Here is a 26,398-nt window from a genome sequence, read left to right as displayed (position 1 = left end):
GTGGGAAAATACTTTCATACCTGCATTAAATTTTACTTAATAAGAAATCTTTGAGTTTCTCAACTTTTATATAAAATAAAACTGAATTTTCAGTTATTTTGTTATATAGTAAAAGAGAACGAATAAGGGGAGGGAACATTTTGAGTAAAAAGAAAATGGCAATTACACTGTCAGCAATGCTATCTGCAACAATTATACCTAGCTTTACTATGGATGTGCATGCAGAGAAGAAGGAAGAGACTAAAAGTACGAAAATTGAATTAGAAAATGGGATGACAAAACCGATTTATTCTCTCGATGAAGCTATTATCGAAAATTTATATGTAGAGACAGAAGTTGATAGTGATCGAGACGGTAAGAAAGACAGAGTATCGATAAAAGTTATGCGTCCAAAGACAGATCCGAATGTGAAAGTTCCTGTTATTTATGAAATGAGTCCATATCGATCTGGATTAAAAGATGTTCCTGTATATAATGTAGATGAAGAATTGTATGCGTATGAAGGAAAACCGTATGGAGCGGTTAATCTTGGTTCGTATGGGAACTATTACGTGCCAAGAGGTTATGCAGTTATTCTAGGCGAAAGTATTGGTACTGGAAAATCAGATGGATGCCCTACAACTGGAGATGAACAAGAGATACTCGGGACAAAATCTGTTATTGATTGGGTAAACGGTCGCGCGAAAGCATTTACAGAACAGGGTGAGGAAGTTCAGGCAAATTGGTCTACAGGAAATGTAGGTATGACTGGAGTTTCCTATAATGGTACATTACCAAATGCTGTTGCGACTACTGGAGTTGAAGGTTTAAAAACAATTATTCCAATCGCAGCAATTAGTAGTTGGTATGATTATTATCGTGCAAATGGTGCAGTCATTGCTCCAGGCGGATATCAAGGGGAAGATACAGATAATATGGCAGAAGCAGTACTGACAAGGGAAAACCCTGAAGTTTGCGGACAAGTTATAAAAGAGTTAACGGCTGGACAAGACCGAAAAACAGGTAATTATAATGATTTTTGGGATAAACGTAACTATGTAAAAGATGCTAAAAATGTAAAAGCGAGTGTATTTGTTGTTCATGGTTTAAACGATTGGAATGTTAAAACAAAACAGTTCGCGCAATGGTGGGAAGCACTTGGAGAAAATAATGTTCCTCGTAAAATGTGGCTACACCAAGGTGGTCATGGTGGGACATCTGTCTGGTATACTAATAGCGACAAAGATGCGTATAAATAAAAAGCAGGAGCTTGTTTCAAACAAAAGCTCTTGCTTTTTATAGATTTAGTTGCAGGGAAACTTTGCCGTTAAATACAGAAAATATTTCCACCACAATCGATTCATAACAACTGTTTTTTCTCATTTAGAAATTGTATGTAGAAAAGGAGTTGCTTACAGAATTGTTCTCGTTGTGATTCATCCAGGCCTGCGAAAACCGTTTGGATTTCATCGAGAATGGTTTTTAATTGCTCTTCAGATTCGGAATATTTCTTCCTAAAAGTGCATCGACCGATGTGTTAAAGAAATTGGCGATACGATCTAAAGATTTTGAGCCCGGTTCATTAAAGTGGGTCTCTAAGTTACTAACCTGACTACGACTTAATTGGACCATATCTCCAAGTTCCGCTTGTGTTAAATAACGATTTGATCTAAACTTTTTTAAATTTTCTCCAAATGTGTTCATGCCTATATTATAAATAAGGCATTATTTTTAAACTATAAATACCAAGAAATTCAGCTTAAATACAACATTTGATAATTTCTCGGATAAAATCAGAATATAAACTAGAACGGTTGTTCGTTTAGTAGTAAGATATTTTTGCGGGAATTCTGGAAGATTTAGAAAAAACTTTCTCAATATGGTTTGAGAAAAGAGTGAAACGAATGTTCTGAATCTTATGATAAGATGAAAATGATAAAATAAAAGAGCAAAAAGACCCACGGCGTTACAGTAGTGCGGCAACACTGTTGTAACGTTTTACCCTAGTGTATGTAGGGAAAACTTTCCATGAGTCAGCATTAAGTATAACATACTTCTCAAGCATACATAATTATTGTGAACGTTTTCCTGTTGAGAAAATCAGGGGCTGTGTCTTGTGTTCTATTTAGGAGGATACGGATGAGGACTTTGATGAATGAAGTAAATAACACGATCCAGTCAAAAAATATGAGTACAAGAAAATTAGCGAAAGATACAGGTATTAGTAGAACAACAATTACAAATGGTCTATCTTTTGTTACTGGAGAAATGAAATTTGATGTTTTTGAAAAATTGGTTCGTCATGTGTATAAAAGTCCCATAGAACAAACAAAAAGGATTAAAGATTTTATTTTAAAATGTGGAACTAGCTTGAATGTAAGAAAAGGATTGAGTTATTGCCAGGTTGCAGGGGAATATGACCTTATAGATGCGCTAATTGAAAAGTTCAAAGCGGAAACAGAAGATCCAGACTTAAAAAAGCTTCAAAAAGATGTACGTAAATATTTAAGTGTATATACGCTATATAACCATCGGAATATGAATCGGAAAAAGGGTCAAAGTCTACTAGAAGAAATATATGAGACACGTGTTTCATCAGATTTCGAATGTCAGGTATTATTAAATACATTACTAATGGCAGCAGAATATGATAAACAAAGGTATAGTGCTATGTCATCATACGCGGAAGCTGCAGAAGCTTATATTGCTAAGATGGATAACGGTTATATCAAAGATTGTTTACGTATGCAGCATATGGAACGAATTGCTTACACTCAGTTGCATGCCAATGAAATTGATAGCTGTAGAGCTACGTGCCATGCCATTATAAATTCCGAATTGAATTTCACAGTTGTAAAGGCTACAGCATATTGTTGTTTGGGGGAAAGTTATATTTTTGAGAATCCATTAATGGCAGAAAAATATATTTTGAAAGCTATTCAATGTCTTGAAGGCATAAGTTCACCAAAAGGAACTCAAAAATATAACTCTTTTAAAACGACTCTTGCCTTTTTATATATTGAGTTCGGATTTAATTTAGATAATATTGATTTTGATTTTATTAGTGATGGTGATCTTGCTTATTATGAGTGTTTATATGGTGATAAGCAAAACGGTTATAAAATTTTTGAAAAGCTAAAAGATCAAGGTTTATCTGCTTTTCAAATGTACTATCTTTCTAGAATTGAAAATGATACAATAATTGCGAGGGAATCTTTAGAAGAATTTGAAAAAACGGGAAATATAATATATGCGCAACTTCCGAAGCGCGTTTTAATAACTGAAGGGGTGTTGTAAAATGAAAAAATTTTTAATCACTACATTATGCGCACTTGCGTTATCAATTGGGGTTATCGGTTCTAGTTCAGATCAGACTAAAGATTTAGGTAAAGAAAAAGCTACTGTACATACTAAAGAAGTACAATTAATGATGGTCGATCCAGGTGGGATGTAGTACATTAAGATAAATGAATATTTAAAAAGACGCTACTTATAGTAGCGTCTTTCGTCTTTTATAGGCGTGTCACGTTTTTGGAGGTTTCGGAAAAATTATACCAATTGATACATATTTCACAAACTTATAAGGATGAAGGGGAGGAAATAAGGTGAAAAAAGAGACTGCAAAACAAGAAACAAAACGTTTAATCGGTGAATTATTCGGTGCTGAAAATGTAAGTTGTGATATGAATTATCTGATGGGGGAACTTTATAAGCAAGGACAGATTACACAGGAGCAGTACAATCAAATTACAACTATATTGCAACAAAAAAAGGAATAGCATCTGGCTAATCCTTTTTTACTTATTGCTGCTTTCTTTGTAGGAGTTGTCTTAATAGAACATTAGCAATTTCAGCTTGCTCATCAGTAATTTCTACCCCATCAGAATGAAGTCTGCCTTGATCTAAAAAGTCTTTTACATTAAAGTTAAGACCGTTTGGATTTTCTGTTCTTCCTAAGATGAAGTCTGTAGTAGTATCAAATATGTCTGCTAACTGTACAAGAACCTCAGCGTTTGGTTTTCTTTTATTTGTCTCATATCCACTATACGTAGAATCGTTTTTACCAATACGATCTGCGACTTCTTGCATTGTCCAACCGCGTCTATTTCGTAAGAATTTTAATTGAGTTCCTATATCCATACTTTTTACCCCCGTTAAATTCTTTTTATATTTTTTCTTGATTTTATTTTTATAATTTTTATGAAAATATATAAAACGTTTTTTATTTTTTTGATGTTATCTATATATAAGATAACACTTTAGGGCACAATTACACAATGGAAAATGTACGCATATTGCAAGTGAAATTTTCAATGATTTGGATATTTTTGCGGAGTGAGGAATAGAATACTCTAGAAAAAAATAAAAATACCACTTTACTTACTTGCAAAACGCCAGTATAATAAAAATCATTAAAGGTTGTCTGGAGGTGGACATATGAAAAGAACTTGGTTAGCGGATTTACGTGGTAAAAAACGTATGTCACAGGTGGCTCTAGCAGATAAGGTTGGTGTAACCCCTGGACATATTGCAGATTTAGAGACTGGTAGACGCGATCCAGGAGGAAAATTAGCCTTGCAAATCGCAATTGTACTTGGGTTCCCTATGGAACATTTTTATTTACCCTCTTACTTGCAAAAAGCCAGTAAAAAAGAAGTTAGACAATCGTTTGAACTGGGGTTTCCACCAAAAGAAAAATTTTTAGAACATTATCCTCATTACGTTGATAAAACTATAAAGGGCTGAGGAGTATGCGGAAAAAGAAATCAGGTTTGTATATTGGGGAAGAAACTTACGGGGGGCGGAAAATTGAAGATGTGTTTAAGGAAGTATATGAACACTATTTCAATGTCAAAGTAACTGTTACACGAAAAAAGAAAGCGGAAGTAAAGGCAAGTTAAATCATTGAAAGGAGGTGATACACATGCAACGGTATGTGACTTATGCGACTCGATTAGTAAAAGCAAAAGACGTAAAAGCTGTATGTTGCGAAAGTAAAAATTACTTCAAGAATGGCTCAGAAGAACAAGCGGTAAACACCATGTTAAAGCTAACGGAAAGGAGTGAACGTGTTGGCCAACATTAATGAGATTTTCGTAGAAGGATTCCAGTCACATACAAATAGCCATTTCAATTTAGGAAATGGGCTGAACGTAATTACTGGACCATCTGATAGTGGTAAAACATCAATCATACGAGCGGTTCGCTGGATTGCATTTAACGAACCTCAAGGTGAGGCTTTTGTTAATGAATTGGTTGGACATGCTACGGTTGCGATTCACTTGGGTAACGGCATTATTATTTCGAAGCATCGTAGAAAAGGGAAAACATCGTACAGAATCCAAACAGATCCTGGGGATGTAGGAAGTGTATTTGAGAAGTCAGAGGTACCAGAAGAAGTAAAACAATTACTCGGTATCACAAAGCAAACATTTGGAGATTTTGTTACTGCTTTAAATTTCGCATTTCAGCTCGAAGCCCCGTTCTTAATAAGTGAGACACCATCATCGGGTGCAAAAGTACTAGGTAAGTTAGCAGGAACAGAAGCTGTGGATCTCGCGGTAAAAAGTGTTTCAAAAGATACATACGCAGCAAGACAAGAGAGGTTACTAGCTGAAAAAGAAATTGAGAGATTAGCAGGTAACTTACTCGAGTACTTGGATGTGGATGATAAAGTACAGCAGTTAAAAACAGCTGAAAGTCTGATGGAGCACGTGGAGGAATTGCATAAAAAGAAAGAGGTACTGCAGCAACTACAAACTCAACAACAGATAGCATTTGAAAAATTCCGTGTAGCGTTTGTTGAGGATGAGAGGCTTTCAAAAGTGCCGGTTCTTATACAAATACTTGAAGAAACAGAAAAAGACCAGCAGCGTCTGCAAACACTACTGGACTTACAAAAAAGATATGAGTCACTGTCCACCGCCAAGAAGACATTGACTGAAACATTAAAACAATTTGATGGATTAGTAGAAGTAAGTAACTTGTTACAAGATTCTACTAAATCTGAAGAAATATATTCTTTGCTTTCTATCTTATCACAAAACTATAAGAAGTATAGTCAAGTATTACAAGAAGCTCAATTACAGGTCGAGAGGTTAACTGTAATTGAAAACATTAATGTAGCTGTGATTGAAGAGGAAGTAAAGAAAACGGATGAGTTAAAGAAACTCTATGTACAACATAGCGTGGTTAAACAAGGCTACGAAAAAACAAGTAAGGATGTAGAAAGATTATCTGTACCTGGTAATGCGTCAGATCAACTACAAGAATGCGAAACAAGTATTACACAACTAAGTCAAATGAGTGTGCTTTTACAAAAATACCAGAATATACACAATTATTATATGAGCTGGACAAGTCGTGTGGAACGTTTAAATGTTCCGAGAGAAGTGGTAATACAGATTGCAAATACTGAGAACAGTGTTACTCATTTAGCTGAATTAAAAGAGTTGTTACGAAACTATATGATCTGGCATCAAAGAGTACGTCATAGTACAAGCACATTGGAACTATATGAAAAGCACATTGAAAATTACACAAAGGAATTGGAAGAGACATGGAACGAGGCTGGTGGAGTTTGTCCGCTATGCGAATCGCCGATGTCTTTTGAACATTCTCATTGAGGGGTGATTCGTGGTGATTGATACGGAAAAAATGAGCGAGTTTTTACAAACAGCTGAGAGGCTGAATAATTCATTAATGGAAATCAATGAGGTTATTGAAGCTTTTGACGATACATCTAATGTTTTAAAAGTCTCACTATTTCATAAAAAATTTAATGAGAATTTATTAGTGAGTGAATCAGAAAGTATAGGAGAAAAGAGTATTGATTTTGCTATCCGATCAACTGTGTTGGCCTGTTTAAGAGATCAAAAGAAGTTTCTTGAATCAGAGCTACAAAATTTACTATCAAAACAACTTGAAGGGGGAAATGAGTAATGGAATTAAAACAACGTATTGAAATTGCAAAAGCAAATTTAAAGAAAGCAGAAACAGCAAAAATCCAAGCAGAGGCGGAAAAGTCTTCAGCTGAAAAGCAATTAACGGAAATCGCTGAACAAATGGCGCAGTACGGAGTAACGCCTGAAACGATCCAGGAAGAAATCAATAAGCTTGATACATCAGTTAAAGAAAACCTGGAGCATGTAGAACGACTCATCCCGCAGGTATAAGGAGGCTACTTTTATGTACGAGCTTCTAAAAGCAAGAGCGGATATCCGTCAGGCAAGCGATAAATTGAAAATGAAAATCGGTCAACGTGATTTGTTAGTTAAGCAACAAAAAAGCGCAGAAGCAAGAAAAGCAAAAGCTGAGGAGCAACTTGGGGAGTTTGATTTAGTGCAAATTCTACTTCAGAAGACAAGCGATTATGCAAGGCAGCAAGCAAAACGTCGTATAGAAGAAATTGTTACGTCAGCCCTTACAGTTGTATTTGACAAAGACTACAGATTTGAAATTGAAATTGCCGTAAAAGGTAATCAACCAGTAGCAGAGTACTGGTTACAGTCTGAAGATGTAAGAACGCAATTAAAGCCACCTGATTATGATCGCGGCGGTGGTGTAGCGGACGTAGTTAGTCTAGCGCTCAGATTGTCCGTAGGGGAGATTAGTGGTGTAAGAGGCCCATTATTCTTAGATGAGGTTGGAAAGCACGTGAGTCAAGAATATGCTCCGAACGTGGCGTACTTCTTGAAGGAATACAGTACAAAATTTAAACGTCAAATCATTTTAATTACGCACAGTACTCACTTGGCTGAGATAGGTGACGTAGCACTTGGTGTGACTCAAAAACAAGGAAAAAGCATAGTAACTGCTTTATAGAAAGGGAGATATGGATATGTGTATGAAATGCGAAATTAAAAATGCATTAAAAGGTGCATTAGCTAACGCTGCAGGTTTAAAAATTACTGAGGAAGTTATCGGGAAAGCAACGGAAGCTCAGTTAAAAAAATTACAAGCTGCGGATGAAGCGGAGAAAGCTATTAAAAAACAGCTGCAAGCTGAATATAAAGCTGAGATTGCTCCTATTCGTGAAAAGTATGTAAAACGAACTGAGGAACTATTAAAACCAGTTTTTGAACGTCATGACGCTGCTTGTATAGAAATTCAAAATGCTTTAGGCATCAAAGAAGACGACGATGTATCAATAGATCTTGGAACAGGTGAAATCACAAAACAAGTTATCAAGAAAAAAGAATCAAGTAACCTTCACTGATGCACCACATTGTTGAAGGTGGAATTACTTTAGATACAACGTTACGCGAAGCACGAAAAAGCAGAGGTGAGAGTATGAAGTTTCTATATTTCGGTGATCCACATATACGAGGTACAAACCCTCGTAATCGTAAGGATAACTACAAAGAGGCATTAATCGCGAAACTACGTGAGATTTTCGCACTAGCTAAATACAAAGGTGTGACAGCAATTATCCAACCTGGAGATACGTTTGATAGGCCTGAGGTTACGACAAGTGTGTTACTAGAATTCGCAAAGGTATTGAAAGAGAGTCCAGTTCCAATTTATACAACAGCCGGTAATCACGATATTTACGGCTACAACCTTGCAACGTATGAACGAACAAGCCTTAGAGTACTGGAGTTAATCGTCCCACAGCTTACAGTCATTAATGATCCTGGGCAAGCTCATATGTTTCACCAAGACGGTAATCACGTCCAGTTAACATTTACACCGTACAGTGATCAAATTGATAAAGCTGGTTATGGTTATTCACCAGAAGTTACTGAAGATTATGAGTCAACTAAAATACATGTAGCTCACGGTATGTTACTTGATCATGATCCACCTTTTGATCGGTACACAAAAGTACAAGATGTAAAAACAGATGCGGACTTGGTTTTGTGTGGACATGATCATACAGGTTTCGGTATTTATAATCGTTCGGATGGAAAAGTGTTTGCGAATATCGGTAGTATCACACGTTTATCGGCTTCGGAAGCTGAGATTAATAGACCGATACAAGTACTTCTTATTGATGTAAAATCACCAGGAGTTTTTGACTTAGAACGGATCCCACTTCAAAGTGCAAAACCTGGTGAAGAAGTACTTGATCGTAGCCGGATTGAAGCGGAGAAGAAGCGTGCCTACGCAATGGAGGAGTTTGCTTCATTAATTCAAACAGAAACGGAAGAAGATGTGCTAGTTGATATTAATACGATTGTTGAAAGCATTGCCAAGACAGATTGTATTAATCCTGATGTAGTAGAAATAGCGTTAATGAAAATAGCGGAAGCAAAGGAGGGATTACGAGCATGATTGTAAACAAACCGCAGTTTGATGAGAACGAACTAGGCGAAGGTACGGCGGTACAGGTCACAAGTGGTAACCCATTTGGACGCCCTAACTATAGCAATAATAAACATGATTGGAATGCTGTAGTAGTAGAGTTTTCACCGCTGATGATAAGCGTAGCTGGTTACAACAAAGAGGAACATGATCGAGTAGAAACGATGAACATAACAATTGACTCAATTGTTAAAGAGCACGTGACGCTTAAAAAGTTAGTAGTAGAACTACCAAAAATTCAATGTGAGGTGGGACCAGAAAATGACTGAATTAAATAATCAAATTCGTAGTTTACAAGAAGAGCATGGGAAAGAAAAGCTACTTGCAGCAGCAACAAAAATTTTAGGTAAGAAAGTACCGACTGACTATGTTCGAGTTTTAAATCCACTTGAATTACAAGCATCCTTACAACAAATTGATGCTGCAGTACAGGATGTTCTTGAAAAAGGTAAGGCACGTGAAGAAGCTTATGGTGAAAAAATTAAGTTACTAAAACAAAAAACTAAACTTGATACACAGGTCAAGTTAAAAGAAGCTGAAGCTTTTATGGCAATACAGCATGAAGGTAAAAGCCAATATGTAATTATTGATAATCAGAAAGTTATTTTAGGAAATGATAAAATGCGTGATGCTTATCGCCGTCAATATTCAAAGAGTGAAAGAGAAGAACTGTCTACGGTTGAGGCGGAATTAAATGCGATAGATATTGGTCTATCTGCAGCAAAAGACGCTTGGGAAACAGCTAAAGAATCAGCGGATCTTGTAAAAGCAAAAGCTTATGTACAAGCGAATCTACTGAAGTTTTTGGCATAGGAGGTTGCTATGGATCCAAAACAAACAGCAATGAGAAATAAACAGCGTGAACGTCAGCAACGTGGGGATGATTTCCAAGCGGAAATCAGAAGAAGCTGGAGAGAAATTCCGAATGTATGGCGTATGAGAATTGCAGATGGTGCAGGTGCAACTCGTCCAGGTGACGAGATTGTAATAACACCTGAAGTAAATATATTAGCTGAAATGAAACGTACAGAGAGTCTTAGATTTTCACTAGATTATATGAGACCGAATCAGATTCTCGGGCTACGGGATTTTGATCAAATTATTGATAGAAATTTAGGTTTAGTGTTTATCAGTTTTCTAAATGATAGCAAAGGGCTTGACGAGGCTTATGCGTTCAGACTTATTACAGCTCTTATTCATATGAAAAAACGAAACGTGAACCATATAAAACTTGAAGAATTTCAAAGTCAGACGGTTCCCTGTTTACCACTTCCAAGACTTACATACCATGAACCTTCTTACGATCTATCGGAGGTGCTCACTTGCTACAAATCTTTGTAAAACACAACATCCGAATAAGAGGTGCTAGTACACCTCTTAAGGCGGCAATTACTAAGGCGCTAACATTTGATAATCCAGCGTATTTGAAAGCAAAAAAACAACGTAGACCTACATGGGGCGTACAAGCAAAACTTGAATTGTTTGTACATGACAGAGGCGATATTGTTACGCCTCGAGGTTTCTTGTCAAAGCTAGAAGAGGTACTGAAAAACTTAGGTTACGACCCAAGTAAAGTTATTACCTCACAGATTTCATATGGCCGAGATGTTAGTTTCGGGGAATGGAATGACGGGTTTGTATTAAAAGAGGACCAGACACCAATGGTTGAAGCACTTATGCAAGAAAACGGAATAGGTGTAGCACCGGCTGGTTCAGGTAAAACCGTAATGGGCATGCGCTACATTTACGAAAAGGGTAAAGCAGCATTATGGCTTACGCATACAAAAGACTTAATGTATCAATCCGCAAAGCGAGCTAAGGCTACAATGTCTGGTATCGGTCGTATCGGCTTTTTCGGTGACGGTGTACATGATTGGGGAGACGGTAAACTAATCGTTGCTACAGTACAAACCTTGCAGCGAAATCCACAAATAATCGATGCACTAAATGATTTTATCGGGACGGTAGTAGTGGATGAAGCCCATCATTTTCCGGCAATACAATTCATTGAAACGGCTGGGAAGTTAACAGCTGAAAATATGATTGGACTAACTGCAACACCTTCTCGAAAAGATGGATTGGAAATCTATATGTACAACGGTGTAGGTCCGAAAGTGTACGAGATTAGCAGAAACGGAATGTATGAAGCTGGGAGACTGATAAAACCGATAGTGAAATTCGTATATACCGAGTTCAATTACGAGACGGCAAGTAACCGTAACGAGATTGATAGTGTGGATGCTGGTGGAGAAGATCTTGATTACACAGATCTAATAAGGCACCTCATTTCTGATAAAAAGCGTGCGAAGTTAGTTGCTGAGAATATTGTTGAGTCTGCAAGTATAGGGCCATCTATTGTTATAACAGAATCAGTTCGCTACTGTTTCGTACTTGAAGAACTCGTAAAACGAATGGCAAAAGCAAGATTTGGTATCGATGTTAGAACAGCTGTAGTACACGGAGGTATTAGTCGTTATACCTGGAGAAAAGCAAAAAGCGAAAAGCATGCACAGCAGCTTATCGATAGTGGTCATGCGGTAGATAAAAAGCAAGGTAAGTACGGTTGGCAGGTAAAGGTTGCTCAGTATTCAGAAAAAGAAATTCGTGAATGGCAAGTAACAAAACAGCAACGTAAAGACATTTTAGAAGCTTGCGACCGAAAAGAAGTAGATATTTTGTTTGCCACTCAGTTAGCGCGTGAAGGACTGGACATGCAGCATTTAGTAGTTGGTCACATGGTAATGCCGAAACGTGGTGACTCCTGTGAGAGTAATAGTGGTTCATCAGTAGAGCAAGAAATTGGACGTATCATGCGTCCTGATCGGAACAATCCGGATAAAGAAGCATACTGGTTCGATTACGTTGACTACAATGTTGGAGTATTTAAGGACCAATATCACAGCCGTAGGAAAGTATACAGCAGAATTGGGTTAACAGTACCAAGAAAGCCGAAAACAGAACGCGATACAGTGGCTAACTTCTTAAATGACATGCCTTGGTGAAAGGGGTGATAACGATGAGAAAGTACGAATATGTGGGTGCACTTTATGAAATCACAGAACTAATTGCTTCAGCGAAAGAGGTGAAGTAAGTGGGTTTGAAAGAAACAGGTCAAAAAATCGTTAAAAAAGTGATAAGGGTATTTGCAAGAGGATCCGGTAAAAGTTTATCTATTCAACGAGGAATCCCGATAATGGTTGAGGTTCCAGAATACGATTCGAAAGATTACGAGATTTCGTATAACAGAAAAGTAACTTATCGGAAGAAGAAAAGCCAAGCAAAACGTAAAGCATGGAAAAAACATGGCCTACAGGGGCGCGGGAGGAAAAAATAATGACACAAGAAACAAATCAAAATGAAGTAGTGGTACAAAATAACGCGGTGGCGAAAAGAAACGATGGCAGCAATTATATTTCAGCAATTTTAGAAGAAACAAAGCAGGGATTCGTTGAAGCGAATAACGGTCTTGATATGGATTTCGTCCGTATGGGCGAGTGGTTAACGGTTAACAAGAAAGGGAATTTCGTAGAAAAAGATGATGAAAATGTAATGTACGGCGACAATATTGATGTAGTTATTGGATACGGTGAGCAACGTTGGTCTGTATGGGGGAAACAAGATTCTCCTGAAGATGGTCAGTTGATCGTGGCGGAAAAAACAAAAGAAGATGCGGAAGTTGTATTCAATCAATGGTTAGCTGAAAACCCACAAGCTGAGGAACGCTATGAATTAGATGATATTCAGCTTCGTTATATGGCATCAGTGGTACCAGTATCAACGTTAAGCCCAGACGACTTCCCTCGTATCTACTTAATGAGCTTTAGCCCAACAGACACAATTATTTTCGGTCGTTTTGCGATGAATGTGTATACAGGGAAATATAAAGCGCTAGGTGTTCCGTCTAAATTAGGTGTCAATAAAATTGTTACACGCTTAGTAACAACAGAACGTAAAAGTCGTACAAACGCTAGTAACCAATGGATCGGTATCGACTTCCAGCCTGTAGGTGTATTTAAACCAGAAGATTACGGAATTAACGTAGAAGAAACAGAACAAGCAGAAAAAGCTTCAGAATAATTAAGGAGGGCGTCTACAAATGGCAAAAAAGAAAGACAAAACAAGTGAGTATCAATATGTAGACGCATGGTACAGCAATCAGAACGGTAGAAGCATTCCGTGGAAACGAATCCCTTCCTCTGAAGTGAAGCAATTCCAAACGGGAGAGGCATTCAATTTCAATTGCTTTGCTACAGTTCAACGATTTGCGAACGACACAAAAGTAAAGGGGGAGGCATTTATTGCTCCCCTATATTTTGACCTTGACCATGCGGAAGACCCATCAGTCAGCCAAAAGGATGCAATCAAGCTGGTGGAATTTTTTACGAAAGAAATGGACATTCGTGAATCGGATATGTGGATTTACTTTTCTGGATCAAAAGGATTCCACATCTTAATAAGCTCCGATGCACTCGGTATTGAACCGAGAAACGACCTTCATAAAATCTTCAAACATATGGCTGGGTACTTAGTACATAGGCTGGGACTCACGTCACTAGACCTTGTGGTGTATACAGAAAAGCGGATGATTCGTTTACCGAACAGCATGCATCAAAAAACAAACCTATTTAAAACAGAAATTAGTGTAAATGAGTTAAACAAATTAACGCTGGAAGAAATTAAAGATTTAGCAAAATCACCAAGACATGCTGACGATCTACCTTATACGGCAGAAGAACGTAAAAAGGCAATGAAATACAGACCTCGTACGGGGTATTTACTAATAAATAAGACAGAAGAATATGAACAAGCTGCAGCAACGAGTGCTCGTAAGTATGCAAAAGAAGAATTCCAGTTTAAGAAAGATAAACCACCGGCATGTGTAGTTGATATTTTAAATGGTGGCTGGAAAAAAGACGGCGACCGAAATCAGGCAACAGTACAGCTTGCATGTTACTTCAAAGACGCTGGCTACACGAGAGAAGAAACAATGAAAGAGCTGGAAGACTGGGTGCTTAAATTTACATCTGAGGATAACGAGTATGGTAAGCAACAACGTGTTGCAAATACGAGAAGTGTTATCGATGCGGTATACAGCGGTGATAATACATACAAATTTGGCTGCGCGTTTATTCGTTCACTACATGGCGAAAAGAAACCAGGAAGCAAAGATTATGAACGTGTAGCATGTGCCGGTGATATGTGTCACTGCATTAAAAAGAATGCTGAGGAAGAAGAGAATGCAAAGTTACTTCATCTAGCAGAGACAGGTAATGCGGATCTTACTGGAAAGCTTGTAAAAACACGTGTCATGGTTGCAGGGAAAAAGCATACACCTTATATCATTCCGAAAAACATTGAGTACCATTGCTGGGGCAGAGAAAGTTGTAAAAAGGTACATTGCCCTCTATACGACATCCATACACACACAGGATATAAAGACCTGGGCGTAAGTGATCGGGAAGTTATTCAAATGACAGGTGTAGGTGACGATAATATAAAAGGCATTTTACGAGAAATATCAGGCATTCCAAATTGTCCGAAATACAATACAGATATTTTAGAAAACATGAACGTTGAAGAGTTGCTTGTAATCCCGATGGCTGAAGAAGATGACGAAAAGCAAGAGCAGCATAAAGGGAATTATGTACTACGAAAAGTGTACGCCGTAAATGGACTAAACGTAAGTGAGAATAAGTACTACGAATTAACAGGTTATGTATACCCACATCCAAAGAATCAGGAGTCAACACTACTTGTAAAGAGTGCGGTACCGCTTCAGGATGTGGTTGAAAGTTTTGAGCTAAATGAACAAGTGAAAGAAGATTTAGCAACATTTCAGCCGGCAGATTATACAGCAGAATCAATTGAACAGAAACTAGGAGCAATTTGTAACGATTTAACGTACAACGTAACACACATCGTAGAACGTGATGAGACATTACTTGCAGTATTGCTAACACTTCATAGTGTTTTACGTTTTAAAGTACCGTGGGATTTAAATCCGTTACGTGGTTGGGTGGAATTGAAAATCGTTGGTGATACAGGTACTGGTAAGTCCGCGCTCATTGAAAAAGTAATGAAATATGCAGGACTTGGAACACGAGTGAATGCGGAAAGTACGTCTCGTACAGGTCTAACGTACAAGATGGAACAGTCAGGTGCTCAAGGTGCATGGTACATCGTTTGGGGTGCGTGGCCATTAGCTGATAAAGAAATGATTTGGATTGATGAAGATACAGGTATTACGAAAGATGATTATGGTGAAATGACACTTGCACGTTCTGACGGGAAGTTAGAAGTTAAACGAGCTGTAACAGCTGAAACTCCTTGCCGTGTACGTGCCATTATGTCAGGGAACGTACCGAAAGGGAAACGACTTGCTGATTACTCTCAAGGCGCAGAAAGTTTAAAAGATATTTTCAATAACGAGGATATACGTCGTTTTGACTTTGCAGTTTTTATGAGAGCGAGTGATGTGGATCCTGAGTTGTACAACCAAACGCTTGCTACATATCCATCGATTATACAGAAGGATACTTTGAAAAATAACATCTTATATGCTTGGTCACGTAAGCCAGAGGACGTGCTATTTACAGACGGTACGATTGATAAAGTACTGGAAGTTGCGACAGACCTTGCGAAAGTATATGGAAATGCGAATGACATACCACTTGTTTCTCCTTCAGATCAGCGGAATAAAGTGGCTCGTTTAGCAGTAGCACTTGCAGCACTTACACATTCAGTTGATGAATCAGGTGAAAGAATTCAAGTTTGGCCGGGACACGTTGAGTTTATTGGGGAGTATTTAAAAGCTTTATACAATGCTCCAGGTTGCGGCTTAAATTACTATGCTCGTTTAGCAATAAAAGAGGAAGAAATGACAGAAGAAAGATACCAGAAGTTTACGGCAGATCTTAAGAAAATCGATACGTTAACAGGCGAAATGAAATTCTATGAGTTTATCAAACTGTTCGCTCAGCAGAAGTATTTACGACTTGGTGATGTTGAGGCAATGCTTTCTATCGATAAAGAAGAAGCGAAAGCAATCGTAAATCAATTAGCGAAAATGAGGATGATTCTTTTAACAAGCGGTGGTTATCGAAAAACACCACGCTTTAATGCCTACATTGCGTATTGCATGAAGAAAGGACTCTTTGATCATATACAGGATGAGTACTACTAATTATATGGACAAGCACTACAAATATGACTGGAAGTGAAAATATGAAACTCGGAAGTTTATTTGGAAGACCTAAAACATTAGCAAGTAGTAAAAAACAGGTACCGGTAAAAGAATCAAAACTAGCGGTTGAAATGGAAAAAAAGAAGAGGCCGGGACAATTCGATATTGTTTGGCCAAAAGTGGAACCGCAGCAAGTGAAAGATTATAAAGCGATTCTTACAGTCTCAGAGTTAAAGAAATACTTAGAACGTTGTATACAAACAGGTAAAGTAGGATTCGACTGGGAGACTGCAGCAAGCAAAGAAATTAGAGTGCATTATAAAAAGGCGTTTGAAGATATAGAAGAAGCACGTACTACAGGGATTATCGATGATAAAGAAGCGGAAAGTCGAAGTGAGAGCTTAGAAAAAGCGTATCTAAAAACACCATTGGATCCGTGGAAAGGTGAAATTTGTACCGTATCTTTATCCGCCGCAGCACATGAATCAAGAGTTGTTCCAATCTCACATAAAGTTGGCCAAGTATTCGAACCAAATATGGATAGGAATGAAGCTAGAAAAGTTGTACTAGATTTACTCGATGAGTGCTTATTCAAAAATGAAAATGTACTAAAGATTGCGGTTAACTTATCTTTTGAAACGAAATATGCAGCAAAGTACGGTAAGTATATTTTAGGAAAAGTAGCAGATCCATTGATCATGTGGGTGCGGTGTTTACAAATTGTAGCACCTCAAAAGATTAACAATTCGAAAAAGCCTACAAGCGGATGGGGGTTAAAGCCCGCTACGAAAGAGATTTTTGGTGTAACGATGAACGACTTTTCAACTCTTTTAAAGAAATGCAAAGTAGATTTCTTTGATGAAATTGATGCGAGTAAAGGCGAAGGACTACTTTACTCAGCTGAAGATGCGGATTACGCAGTGCAGCATTATGAATATTGGTCTCAAATTGCAGCTCAAATTCCGCGATATGAGGAATGGCTTCATAAGATTGAAATGCCATTCACACGTGTTATCGGCCTTATGGAATATTGGGGGATGAATTGGGATCCAAACCTTGCAACGCAAAAGAAACAAGAAGCAGAAATTATGCAAGAGCAAGCGGCTGAACGTATTAAACAAATCGCGAAAGAAACGTTCAATATTGATATAAATACCGGTAAATCAGGTAAAACGAACGAAGTGAAAAGCTTAATGTTTGATTACTTAAAAATACCGATTGCCAAATATGGAAAAACAGGCGCGAGTCTTGATCAAGAGGCGCTTATCGATATGGCATTTATGCTTGAAAACAAGCTGAACGATATCGACGAGGAAAAATACCTCGGTGTTTCGTTGCTTGAAAATTGGGAAAATATTGATCCGGAAAAGGATCCTACTTTAGATAAGCTAGAACGCGGAGCGATTCGTATCGCAAAACGTGAACCGCATCCTTATAAAGAACAGGCACTAGAAGTTATTGACCAGCTAAAGAAAATACAAAAATACACGACATTACTTTCTTCGCACATCATAGGACGTGAAAAGTACTTGAACTTTATGAGTGGACGTATCCATGCAGGGTACAGTCCATTCACAGAAACAGGACGCTTAAACAGCTTTAATCCGAACGGACAAAACGTACCGAGACCAGATAATGATGAGTTTAAGATAAGAAACTTCTTTGTACCTAAACCAGGAAAGATATTATTCTTCATTGACTTCTCAGGGTTCGAGCTTCGCTTAATGGCATGGAAATCAGGCGATGAGGTCATGATTGAGTTATTTAACACAGGTGGCGATATGCACCGTAGAACCGCATCTGTAATGACTGGAAAGTCTGAGGCTGAAATTGTAAAGAAAGAACGTACAGATGCCAAGGCGGGCAACTTCGGTATCTCTTATGGCGGTACGGAACACGCTCTGCAGTTCACATTTAAAACGAAATACATGATTCGTAAAACATTAGATGAATGTGCGCAGATTGTTAATGCCGTTAAAACAGCGTACAAACGCATACCAGAGTATCAACGCAAGATTGTTTTAGAAGCACGGGAGCAAGGCTATGTACAAACGATTTATGGATATATGAGATTACTACCTGACATTAACAGCGCGAATAGAAGAGATCGTGGCTCTGCTGAAAGACAAGCAGCGAATACACCAGTACAAGGAAGTGCCGCTGACATTATGAAGAAAGTACAAAATGAAATTTATGAATCTATCGGTAAACAAGAAGGCGTACTTTCTCATGGAAGTGCCGATATGATTGCACAAATTCATGATGAAATCATTTTTGAAATAGATGATGATCCGGAAATTGTAGTTGCAGTAGAAAAACAAATTAAACAAGTTATGGAGCAACCTCCAGTACCAGGATTTCCAGTTCCGATTGAGGCAGAAGGAAGTGTAGGTTATCGATGGGGCGAGAAAATGAGTGTTGAGTCCTGGCTTAAACAAAGGGAGGAATAGCATGTGGGAAGAGGAGAGGGACCACGTAAATCATTATTTGCGAAGCACCATGCAACAGCATTACCACGTGTAAAGCCGGCAAGAATTGTAGGAAGTATTGCTGGAGAACCGTACAACATGGTTTGGGTAGTAAGTTCATTAAGAAAAGATAAAAAGACTGGTGTGCTAGACCCAGTACCACAAGATCCATACGCAGAATTACTACTTAGCAGTTGCTTTAAAAAATGGAGGGAAGACGATGAACGCCTTGAACCGTCAACAACGCCGGGCGAGTGAACGTGAGAGAAAGAAAACTAGGGAGCGGCAAAGTTTTCACAGAGGTGAAGTGCAGCAAGTATCCCTTTTATCGTATAAAGATGGCCGAACATTAGCATTACGTGCAGTAAAAGAAGTATTAGGTTTGGGTCCAGTACGTTTAGAACGTGTACAGAAGCGATTGGAAGAACTAGAAAACGAGAATTTCAATGAACTATTTTTAGAGCATTTAAGAAAATAAAAAGCTGTAGGAAGGATGTGCGATTGTGGGTGGTAGACAGCAAGGGAAGGGGTACGAAAATCGGAAAAGTGATCGGAAGATGGAAAGATTAAAACGTGTAATGGTTAAGCAAAAAAGGAAAGTAGCAAAAGGTGAGCCACGAAAGGCAGTAGTGTATTTGGACAATTCGGAGCAACAGTTAAAAGATGTGATGCAAGAAAATCGTGATTTGCAGTTAGCCGTTGATTTATACAAATCACAAGTGAAAGTGAAAGATAATTACGCAAAGCGTGTATTGAAAGAAAATAACGAATTACGGGAACAGATTAAAAATTTACGTAAAAAGTTTTTTGCAGTAGTTGTTTCTTATATGGTGGTAGCGGTCATTGTTAGCTTCGTGATCGCTAGATAAGGAGGGAGCGATTGAGATGTCTGTGGTGAAAGACAACGAGTTTTGAAAAGAAGTGTATTACTACATGGAAAAGCATGATTGCTATAAGGATGAGGCTGAAAAGGTCGTGGAGGCTCAGTTCAATAGTAAGAACGAGAAAAGAGTGAAAATTATTGAAGCCGTAAAAGAAAAGTTGATTTGTGCGGGAATACCTGAAAAGGACTCTTTAAAATTCGCAGAAACTGCACCCTTTGTTAATTCCTTAACTGGTGCCAGTGTAGAAAGAATGGTGAGAAGTTTTATAGATTTGTTTAAAAAAGGAGAGCGTGCAAAACAATGAATATCATTCATTTATTCCAGCTTCAAAAAGACCTTGATAACAAGATTGTGGAAAAACGTAGTTTGCAAAACGTGTCTTTGTTTCAAGAAAAGAAATTATCATTTCGTGACGAGTTAAGTGAGTTACTTCATGTGTGGCGTGGTCATAAGTTTTGGAGTGAAAATAACAAGCCGATTACAAAAGGTGTACGTAACAAGGGTCAAATGATGGAAGAAGATAAGGAGTACTACAATCCGTTATTAGACGAATTTGTTGACGCACTTCACTTTGCTTTATCGATTGGATTAGAACGTGAATGGAATAAATATATCGATGGCTTTGTAGTGCGTAATAGCAAAGGAAATACAAAAACAGAAATTATCGATGTGTTTAACGATTTATATGAAAACAAATTATGGACTGCAGCACATTACATGACCTTGATGAATGACTTGGCTTACTTAGGTGCAGCGCTTGGATTTTCTGCTATTGAGATATATAACGCGTATATAGAAAAAAACAAAATCAATCATGATCGTCAGGCATCCGGGTACTAAAAGGAGGCGAAATGGTGGGGAAAGTTATTCTTTGGACAAAAGAAGAAATAGCGTATCTGGAGGATTCCTGGGGGACATATAGCATTAAAAGTATTGCAAAGAAGTTAAATCGCACTGTAAATGCCATAAAACTAAAAGCAAATCGTATAGGGTTAAGTGATCCCCGCCTACACTTCAATGGGCTTACAGTGCTCCAACTAGCAGATGTATTACAAGTAAGTTATAAAACAATTGAATCGTGGTATAAAAGGTTCGCATTTCCTATAAGGCTAAAGTTGTTTGTAAAAACACAAAAAGTAAAAGTTGTTTACTATAAGGATTTTTGGGACTGGTTAAAACGACATAAGCAGGTAGTTGATTTTTCAAAGGTTGAATATGGGATTTTAGGACCTGAACCAGAATGGATGAAAGAGAAACGTGATGCGGATGCGTATAGAAGGAAAAAAGAAAGGGAGCCTTGGACCAAACAAGATGAATTATTACTAAAAAGTATGGTCAAAGCTAATTGTTATACGTATTTGTATATCGCGAAACGTCTCCAGCGAACAGAAAGTGCAATAAAGAAAAAACTGGAGGAGCTTGGGTTATTCGAGAGACCTGTAGAAAGTCAAGAATCTTATACAGAAAATGAAATGCGAATTAGTTTAGACCTATTTGAAAAAGGTTATACGGTAGATGCAATTGCAGAAAGGTTTGGGAAAAGTTCGTTAACACTTGTTGGTTACTTAGAAAGTAAGGGGTATCGATTCAGAGCAAAAATGGTGATAAAGCCTGAGAACCCCGTGTTTTAGATTTCAATTAAAAAAGGCTAGGATTTCTCCTAGCAAAAGAGTTATGTCGTACAAGAAGGTACTTGTGCGCAAATCAGGTGTTTGCAAATTCATTATATAACGTTTCTTGGGTAGTTAAGCTGAATCACAGCAATCTTTACGTAAACTTTACATGATATTGAAGATTTTGATAGCGATCAAATTTGAATTTTGTACAGAAAGAGGGCTATTGATATGTCAATGCATACAACAAAGAAAACATGGAATGAAATGGTGTTTTTCATCGGTACATTAGAAGATCCTGCTTGTCTTTCAGTAAATTTTAAACCTGAGGAAAACGAGTATGCAATTTGGACAGGAAATCAGCCATATTACTTCTACGATGACGAAATCGAAAAGCTTGATAACGAAAATCGTAATTTAAAGAAAGAAATTAAAAGGTTAAATTCTATAATCGATAAGTTAGCAGCAGATTAATACAAAAGCGTTATTTGATATTAAATCAAAAAGAGCACTGCGAAAAGTGCCCTTGAAGAGGTAGTTCAATGTCCTATGAGTTGTCGTTCAATATTAATATATGAGCACCTAATTATAAGGTGACAACAATACCGAAAGAACAGTTAACAAAGGACTAACTGCGCCATTGAAGCTTGTTAAGACAGAGTATGTGAGTCTCAAAAATGAAACTATCTGTAGTTTATACAAGTGTAAAAGAATTATGCAACGTGAAAAAAGAGCACCTAAAAGAGTGCTCTTCGATAAGGAGGTAACTCGGTAGGTAAACACCCTTCAATATTAAGATATGTGTAAGAAGTGGGTAGTAAAACCAAAAACTTTTTAGTTGGTATGTAAGCAATATTAATGTGAGTTTGAAAATTATGTGAGAAGAGAGCACTGTATATAAGTGCTCTTGAAAGGTAGGCGTAATACTAATCATAACCAGTATTAACATATGTCTAATCTAATTAATTTGTGAAAAAAAGCAGTTAGCTTTCGCTAACTGCTTCGCCCCAAGGAAGGGAGATGGGTAATTGATTAGGTCTTGGGCCGAAATGGGGATTTTGGATGTTAAGACCTAAAGATAGTATGGATTTTACTTTGGAAATTATGTGCAAATTAGAAGAGCCCCTTAAAAGTGTCAGCTCTCAATGCCCAGTTGATGAACTGAATATATGTGCGCCCACATTAGCATATGTATTTTCTCGTGAAGGGTGAAAAAAGAGTACATATTCGATATGTACTCTTGAAAAAAAGGAAAGTGGTGAAACATAACGCTACAACATATGCTTGCCTAATTTAAAAGTGCAAGGAATATAACAAAATAGTTATTTGACGGAAATGAAGAATGACAATAAAAAGAACCTGTTGTTTATAACAGGTTCTAATCAGAGCCATAGGCTCAATTATAGGAACTACAAATCTACTGGGGGTAGTGTAATTCCTGATTAATATTAAGGTATGTTAATAAAATCTAAATATGATTAATCAAATGATAACTAAACAAAATTCTTATTTTGTACTGAAATAAAAAAACATGCACAAAGATTGTACATGTCTATATAAAATTTATGTCTTGTCTATGTAAATATATGTTTGTTTTATGAAAATGGTGAGTATCTTCGAAAAAGCAAAGAGCACCTTAAAAGATGCTCAATGGCTAATCCTGAGATGATTATTGTATGTATGTTTCTAATATATGTGCAGTTTTTATATAAAATCTTTATTTGAACGAGTTCAGCCCCTAACAGTGCGCGTCAAGGGGCTGTGATTAACGAACTCTCATGAGATTGTATGAAGAAATTATATTAAATTCCCTCAAGCATTATAACACGAAGTTGTTCGGAATTTAAACTATTTATACGGATTTTATAATGAAAGAAATTTGCGAAAATGGAAAATAGATCACATCTTTTTGAAGATGGAGAAACGGTACGAATTAAAGAAACTGGCGAAGTAGTTACAGTTGATCATTGGTGGTTTGCGAAACCAAATGTAGATGTAAGGATTTTTACAGCACAATACAACATTGTAGAGCATCCAGGAACATGGTTTGACGAACGTGAATTAGAAAAGATTTCTTAATTAAAACGCTATTTTAATATAACAACCCCCTTTTTAAAAGGCCTGTTGTGAGGGTAGGCCTTTTAAAAAAATTAAGGGTAAAGTTTTACATGGAGATACATTATATATTACTAGATTTAATTCATAAATCCTGTATGTTGAAGGTTGAAAAAATTTTATGTATTTAATAAAAACTTTATTTAATAAAAAAATCGCGTACAAAAATTGTACACGATTATATAGATACTATGTCTTATCGGCTCACTGCATTCTATGTTTATTGTATGTAAAACGTGACACATCTAAATAAATTAAAAGAACACTTTTAAAAGTGCTCTCTGACCAAGACTCTTATTGTAAAAGAGTACATGATAATATATGTGTTTTTTCTCAGGGTGAGAGTTGTTTAAACAAAATCGTTATTTGAGTAGAAAAGAGGATAAAAAATGAGCATATACACAGAAGGTTTTACAGATGCAGTAATTGTTTTAGAAGGTGAGAAATATAAAGTTTCAAAGATAGATGTAATTGATGTATCAGAACAAGAGAACAAACCAGATGGAACACTTCAAATTACACATGTTATCTATGGATTTGAAATACCAGTTTACCTAGTTAGAGATAATGAAGATTTGTCCTTTGTATTTGGAACATTTGCAGGTGAAAATATTCCTTTATTGGTATCAGTTTTAGATGAAAGTATTATTGATAAAGCTACTGAAGTGTTATGGACACTGGAAGATAAAAACTGAACAAAAACGCTATTTAATATCTAAGTTGTATATGCAAAAAAGAGCACCTAATTAAAGTGCTCTTTAGGAAGTTGAATATAAATGCCTATTCAATAACTATTATATGTTTATTTTATCAAATGGTGAAAAACTTGGACAAAAACTTCATTTTATTAGAAAGGATGGATTATATGAGCGGTTTCTATCCGAAAGCAAAAGTAAAATTATCCTTTGGTACTATGGGTGCAAATGTATATGACTTTGTGTCGACTGTTCAGGTTGAAAAAAGAATTGATGATTTAAAAATATTGGAACACAACCTAGAATCAGCATTAGAAATGGTACGGAATGAAAAACGAGTTTTAGAAATGCATTTAAACAAAGAAAACTAAACAAAAATTTCATTTTGTATTAAGTTGGAACATAAAAAGGGCACTTAGTAAAGTGCCCTCGTGACGAGATCAATTCTATAATGATTATTTTATAGAGAAAGGAACTCAGAATATTATATGTGTGCCCAGTCAATTAAGTGCATTTTTACAAATAAAAGAGCAGCTAGCAAAAGCTAACTGCTTCGTTGTCCAACAAGAGCATCACCACAATGCTTTGTAACTTAGAAGTTACAGTTATAGTATAAACAAAATTGAAAATGGTATGCGGGGAAAGCTTAATAAAAATTTCATTTTGTAGAAATAAGGAAACTAAAAAAGAGCACCATGCATAAGTGCTCTTTAAGATAGGAGGTAACACTTTGAGCTGAGTCTAGGTTAGAAGTATATGGTGTAAAAATAGAAATAAGACCTAAATTTTATTATTAAATCAATATAAAAAAGCAGCTAGCAAAAGCTAACTGCTTAGCGCTCAGAGAAAGGGAAAAAGAAAATTACAGAGGTCACTGTGAATTCAAGCTGTATCAGCCCATTTATAGTATTGGACAAATTTTAGAATTTTATTCGGACAAAATAAAAAAGAGCAGTTAGCAAAAGCTAACCGCTCTCACAAGCACTGTTAAAAGGAACTACTTTGGGGAAAGCAGCTTGTTCTTAGTGTTACCAGAATGTCGGATTTTATTCGGGGAAATGAAAAGTTGAATTACTTAATAAAACCCATATAAATGGCAGCTAGCAAAAGCTAACTGCCATCAGAACATTACATCCACGAATTTAAGGAGTATAAATTTTTCGTGAGTTATGTATAGTATGGACAGAAATTTCAAGTTTAAGTAAAAAATAAAAAAGAGCAGCTATTTATAATAACCGCTCGATGATGTGAAGTACAACCTGAGTAAGAAGCAGTTTGCACTGTGATTAGTATTGTTAGAATATCGAATTTTATTCGCTTTAATAAAAAAGCAGCTAGCAAAAGCTAACTGCTCGGGTCAGGGAACTACTGCTGATAGAGGTTCATTAATATGAGTTTTGGCTATCGCCTATGCACAGTATTGACGGAATATCGAGTTTTATTCAAGGGGGAGAGGGAAAAAATAATTTTAACTTGATACAACTTGATCTTGATCAGCAACATCAGAATCAAATGTATTCGTTGCACTAACACCGTTAAAGGTATTAACAACAAAAGAAACATTTGATGCCCCTGAACCATTATAAGATTTTGTATTCTCTTTTGGAGATACGTTATAAAAATCCCCTAAATTAAAAGCACCATTACTGTTTTGAACGACAAGATTTCCAACGACAGAAGGCATAGTATACACCTGCTTTCCTAGAACGTATATAAATTAGTATATGGTGTATTCGTCTAGAGGTTCATTAGAACCAGAAAATTTAAAAATGAAGTTTGTTAGAAACCAAACAAAAAATCCTTTGAAAGAAAGGAGTATCCAATACTATGAAACCTGTAAAAGCGAAATGTGAATTATGTGAGCATGTGTTTCGTGTCCAGATGCTCGTAGCGCGATTATCAAACCGTGTGGACAAACACTATTTCATTTGTCCAAGCTGTAAAACAGAATTTGTAAGTTATTATTCGAACCGTGAAATGAGACAGCTGCAGAGAGAAATTTCGAAATTATACAACGGTTTCCGTAAATGTTATTCGAAAGAACAGGCAGAAGTGATTCAGGCAAAAATCGATAAAAAGGATTTAGAGTTTAAGTGGTTACGAGATAAATTACGAACGGAAATTGAAAAAAATTTACCAAAATAAAGGGGCTGAA

The 26,398-nt window shown here is 36.8% G+C and carries 33 protein-coding genes and 2 pseudogenes; 32 read left to right on the top strand and 3 right to left on the bottom strand.

The genetic code is table 11. The annotated features are described in order from the left end of the window. Positions 1-140: 140 nt before the first annotated feature. A pseudogene (locus MR143_RS11495) lies at positions 141-1,199 on the top strand (CocE/NonD family hydrolase); the annotation flags it as partial. Between the two features lie 140 nt (positions 1,200-1,339). Here MR143_RS11495 and MR143_RS33160 read toward each other — a convergent pair. Continuing rightward, positions 1,340-1,683, bottom strand: a pseudogene (locus MR143_RS33160) (helix-turn-helix domain-containing protein). 447 nt (positions 1,684-2,130) lie between these two features. Here MR143_RS33160 and MR143_RS11485 point away from each other — a divergent pair. The 3 genes from MR143_RS11485 to MR143_RS11475 all read left to right on the top strand — a co-directional run bounded on the left by MR143_RS11485 (position 2,131) and on the right by MR143_RS11475 (position 3,758). Continuing rightward, complete coding sequence (locus MR143_RS11485; RefSeq protein WP_086395786.1) at positions 2,131-3,276, top strand: AimR family lysis-lysogeny pheromone receptor; 1,146 nt, start codon at positions 2,131-2,133, stop codon at positions 3,274-3,276. Position 3,277: 1 nt separating this feature from the next. Further along, positions 3,278-3,433, top strand: coding sequence for a hypothetical protein (locus MR143_RS11480; protein WP_165498051.1), 156 nt, complete (start codon positions 3,278-3,280; stop codon positions 3,431-3,433). 151 nt (positions 3,434-3,584) lie between these two features. Then, positions 3,585-3,758, top strand: coding sequence for a hypothetical protein (locus MR143_RS11475; protein WP_086395748.1), 174 nt, complete (start codon positions 3,585-3,587; stop codon positions 3,756-3,758). A gap of 22 nt (positions 3,759-3,780) precedes the next feature. Here MR143_RS11475 and MR143_RS11470 read toward each other — a convergent pair whose 3' ends face one another. Continuing rightward, positions 3,781-4,119 carry a helix-turn-helix domain-containing protein gene (locus MR143_RS11470; RefSeq protein ID WP_000351123.1) on the bottom strand — a complete coding sequence of 113 codons (339 nt, stop codon included), beginning with the start codon at positions 4,117-4,119 and terminating at the stop codon, positions 3,781-3,783. Positions 4,120-4,416: 297 nt separating this feature from the next. Between MR143_RS11470 and MR143_RS11465 the strand changes: the two genes are divergently transcribed. The 27 genes from MR143_RS11465 to MR143_RS11335 all read left to right on the top strand — a co-directional run bounded on the left by MR143_RS11465 (position 4,417) and on the right by MR143_RS11335 (position 24,614). Next, the gene (locus tag MR143_RS11465; protein ID WP_242280778.1) at positions 4,417-4,725 is read left to right on the top strand and encodes a helix-turn-helix transcriptional regulator; all 309 of its coding nucleotides are present in this window, start codon (positions 4,417-4,419) and stop codon (positions 4,723-4,725) included. Positions 4,726-4,730: 5 nt separating this feature from the next. Continuing rightward, positions 4,731-4,880 (top strand): hypothetical protein, encoded by a 150-nt coding sequence (locus MR143_RS11460; RefSeq protein ID WP_165498052.1) that lies wholly within the window; start codon positions 4,731-4,733, stop codon positions 4,878-4,880. A 23-nt stretch (positions 4,881-4,903) separates the two neighbouring features. Further along, positions 4,904-5,065 carry a hypothetical protein gene (locus MR143_RS11455; protein ID WP_001190219.1) on the top strand — a complete coding sequence of 54 codons (162 nt, stop codon included), beginning with the start codon at positions 4,904-4,906 and terminating at the stop codon, positions 5,063-5,065. Then, the gene (locus MR143_RS11450) at positions 5,049-6,605 is read left to right on the top strand and encodes an AAA family ATPase (RefSeq protein ID WP_242280777.1); all 1,557 of its coding nucleotides are present in this window, start codon (positions 5,049-5,051) and stop codon (positions 6,603-6,605) included. Before MR143_RS11455 ends, MR143_RS11450 begins: the two co-directional genes overlap by 17 nt. Positions 6,606-6,618: 13 nt before the next feature. Beyond that, entirely contained in the window at positions 6,619-6,921 is a 303-nt protein-coding gene (locus tag MR143_RS11445) for a hypothetical protein (RefSeq protein WP_242280776.1), read from the top strand. Next, positions 6,921-7,154, top strand: coding sequence for a hypothetical protein (locus MR143_RS11440; protein ID WP_000421150.1), 234 nt, complete (start codon positions 6,921-6,923; stop codon positions 7,152-7,154). The genes MR143_RS11445 and MR143_RS11440 overlap by 1 nt, the downstream gene beginning before the upstream one ends. Positions 7,155-7,167: 13 nt before the next feature. Then, entirely contained in the window at positions 7,168-7,803 is a 636-nt protein-coding gene (locus MR143_RS11435) for a chromosome partitioning protein ParA (RefSeq protein ID WP_242280775.1), read from the top strand. 16 nt (positions 7,804-7,819) lie between these two features. Next, positions 7,820-8,197, top strand: a complete 378-nt coding sequence (locus tag MR143_RS11430; protein WP_131251719.1) for a hypothetical protein — start codon at positions 7,820-7,822, stop codon at positions 8,195-8,197. After that, entirely contained in the window at positions 8,197-9,255 is a 1,059-nt protein-coding gene (locus MR143_RS11425; protein ID WP_242280774.1) for a metallophosphoesterase family protein, read from the top strand. Before MR143_RS11430 ends, MR143_RS11425 begins: the two co-directional genes overlap by 1 nt. Then, positions 9,252-9,554: a hypothetical protein gene (locus MR143_RS11420; RefSeq protein ID WP_042597771.1), complete on the top strand. Its 303-nt coding sequence runs from the start codon at positions 9,252-9,254 to the stop codon at positions 9,552-9,554. Before MR143_RS11425 ends, MR143_RS11420 begins: the two co-directional genes overlap by 4 nt. Continuing rightward, entirely contained in the window at positions 9,547-10,098 is a 552-nt protein-coding gene (locus MR143_RS11415) for a hypothetical protein (protein WP_061684585.1), read from the top strand. The genes MR143_RS11420 and MR143_RS11415 overlap by 8 nt, the downstream gene beginning before the upstream one ends. 9 nt (positions 10,099-10,107) lie before the next feature. After that, positions 10,108-10,626 carry a M48 family metalloprotease gene (locus tag MR143_RS11410; protein WP_098328505.1) on the top strand — a complete coding sequence of 173 codons (519 nt, stop codon included), beginning with the start codon at positions 10,108-10,110 and terminating at the stop codon, positions 10,624-10,626. Between the two features lie 83 nt (positions 10,627-10,709). Next, positions 10,710-12,287, top strand: coding sequence for a DEAD/DEAH box helicase (locus MR143_RS11405; RefSeq protein ID WP_242280780.1), 1,578 nt, complete (start codon positions 10,710-10,712; stop codon positions 12,285-12,287). An 89-nt stretch (positions 12,288-12,376) separates the two neighbouring features. Then, positions 12,377-12,619, top strand: coding sequence for a hypothetical protein (locus MR143_RS11400; RefSeq protein WP_242280773.1), 243 nt, complete (start codon positions 12,377-12,379; stop codon positions 12,617-12,619). Next, positions 12,619-13,362, top strand: coding sequence for a hypothetical protein (locus MR143_RS11395; protein WP_242280772.1), 744 nt, complete (start codon positions 12,619-12,621; stop codon positions 13,360-13,362). The genes MR143_RS11400 and MR143_RS11395 overlap by 1 nt, the downstream gene beginning before the upstream one ends. Positions 13,363-13,381: 19 nt before the next feature. Further along, on the top strand, positions 13,382-16,468 hold the full coding sequence (locus tag MR143_RS11390; protein WP_001074794.1) for a DNA primase small subunit domain-containing protein: 3,087 nt from the start codon (positions 13,382-13,384) through the stop codon (positions 16,466-16,468). 23 nt (positions 16,469-16,491) lie between these two features. After that, a complete protein-coding gene (locus MR143_RS11385; RefSeq protein WP_308218765.1) occupies positions 16,492-18,918 on the top strand; it encodes a bifunctional 3'-5' exonuclease/DNA polymerase in 2,427 nt (808 codons plus the stop codon). A 3-nt stretch (positions 18,919-18,921) separates the two neighbouring features. Beyond that, entirely contained in the window at positions 18,922-19,194 is a 273-nt protein-coding gene (locus tag MR143_RS11380; RefSeq protein WP_144488856.1) for a hypothetical protein, read from the top strand. Then, positions 19,157-19,414, top strand: coding sequence for a hypothetical protein (locus MR143_RS11375; protein ID WP_080598401.1), 258 nt, complete (start codon positions 19,157-19,159; stop codon positions 19,412-19,414). The genes MR143_RS11380 and MR143_RS11375 overlap by 38 nt, the downstream gene beginning before the upstream one ends. Positions 19,415-19,439: 25 nt before the next feature. Continuing rightward, positions 19,440-19,805 (top strand): hypothetical protein, encoded by a 366-nt coding sequence (locus MR143_RS11370; protein WP_242280770.1) that lies wholly within the window; start codon positions 19,440-19,442, stop codon positions 19,803-19,805. Positions 19,806-19,869: 64 nt separating this feature from the next. Further along, complete coding sequence (locus tag MR143_RS11365) at positions 19,870-20,124, top strand: hypothetical protein (RefSeq protein ID WP_242280769.1); 255 nt, start codon at positions 19,870-19,872, stop codon at positions 20,122-20,124. Beyond that, positions 20,121-20,660, top strand: a complete 540-nt coding sequence (locus MR143_RS11360) for a dUTP diphosphatase (RefSeq protein WP_242280768.1) — start codon at positions 20,121-20,123, stop codon at positions 20,658-20,660. The genes MR143_RS11365 and MR143_RS11360 overlap by 4 nt, the downstream gene beginning before the upstream one ends. An 11-nt stretch (positions 20,661-20,671) precedes the next feature. Next, entirely contained in the window at positions 20,672-21,451 is a 780-nt protein-coding gene (locus MR143_RS11355; protein ID WP_242280767.1) for a hypothetical protein, read from the top strand. Between the two features lie 213 nt (positions 21,452-21,664). Further along, positions 21,665-21,907 carry a hypothetical protein gene (locus tag MR143_RS11350; protein ID WP_242280766.1) on the top strand — a complete coding sequence of 81 codons (243 nt, stop codon included), beginning with the start codon at positions 21,665-21,667 and terminating at the stop codon, positions 21,905-21,907. Between the two features lie 1,413 nt (positions 21,908-23,320). Further along, positions 23,321-23,512: a hypothetical protein gene (locus MR143_RS11345; protein WP_242280765.1), complete on the top strand. Its 192-nt coding sequence runs from the start codon at positions 23,321-23,323 to the stop codon at positions 23,510-23,512. A gap of 425 nt (positions 23,513-23,937) precedes the next feature. Beyond that, the gene (locus MR143_RS11340) at positions 23,938-24,243 is read left to right on the top strand and encodes a hypothetical protein (RefSeq protein WP_242280764.1); all 306 of its coding nucleotides are present in this window, start codon (positions 23,938-23,940) and stop codon (positions 24,241-24,243) included. Positions 24,244-24,413: 170 nt separating this feature from the next. Further along, positions 24,414-24,614 (top strand): hypothetical protein, encoded by a 201-nt coding sequence (locus MR143_RS11335; RefSeq protein ID WP_098875096.1) that lies wholly within the window; start codon positions 24,414-24,416, stop codon positions 24,612-24,614. 1,097 nt (positions 24,615-25,711) lie between these two features. On the opposite strand, the gene gerPF is transcribed toward MR143_RS11335, so the two are convergent. Further along, positions 25,712-25,927, bottom strand: a complete 216-nt coding sequence (gene gerPF / locus MR143_RS11330) for a spore germination protein GerPF (RefSeq protein WP_061884034.1) — start codon at positions 25,925-25,927, stop codon at positions 25,712-25,714. A gap of 143 nt (positions 25,928-26,070) precedes the next feature. On the opposite strand from gerPF, the gene MR143_RS11325 reads away from it, so the two are divergent. Then, positions 26,071-26,388 carry a transglycosylase gene (locus tag MR143_RS11325; RefSeq protein ID WP_242280763.1) on the top strand — a complete coding sequence of 106 codons (318 nt, stop codon included), beginning with the start codon at positions 26,071-26,073 and terminating at the stop codon, positions 26,386-26,388. Positions 26,389-26,398 lie beyond the last annotated feature (10 nt).

This window comes from Bacillus cereus group sp. BfR-BA-01347, assembly GCF_022663835.1.
Classification (GTDB): domain Bacteria; phylum Bacillota; class Bacilli; order Bacillales; family Bacillaceae_G; genus Bacillus_A; species Bacillus_A thuringiensis_K.
The sequence above is the reverse complement of the archived record's forward strand: the minus strand, read 5'-3'. Positions and strand labels throughout refer to the sequence as shown.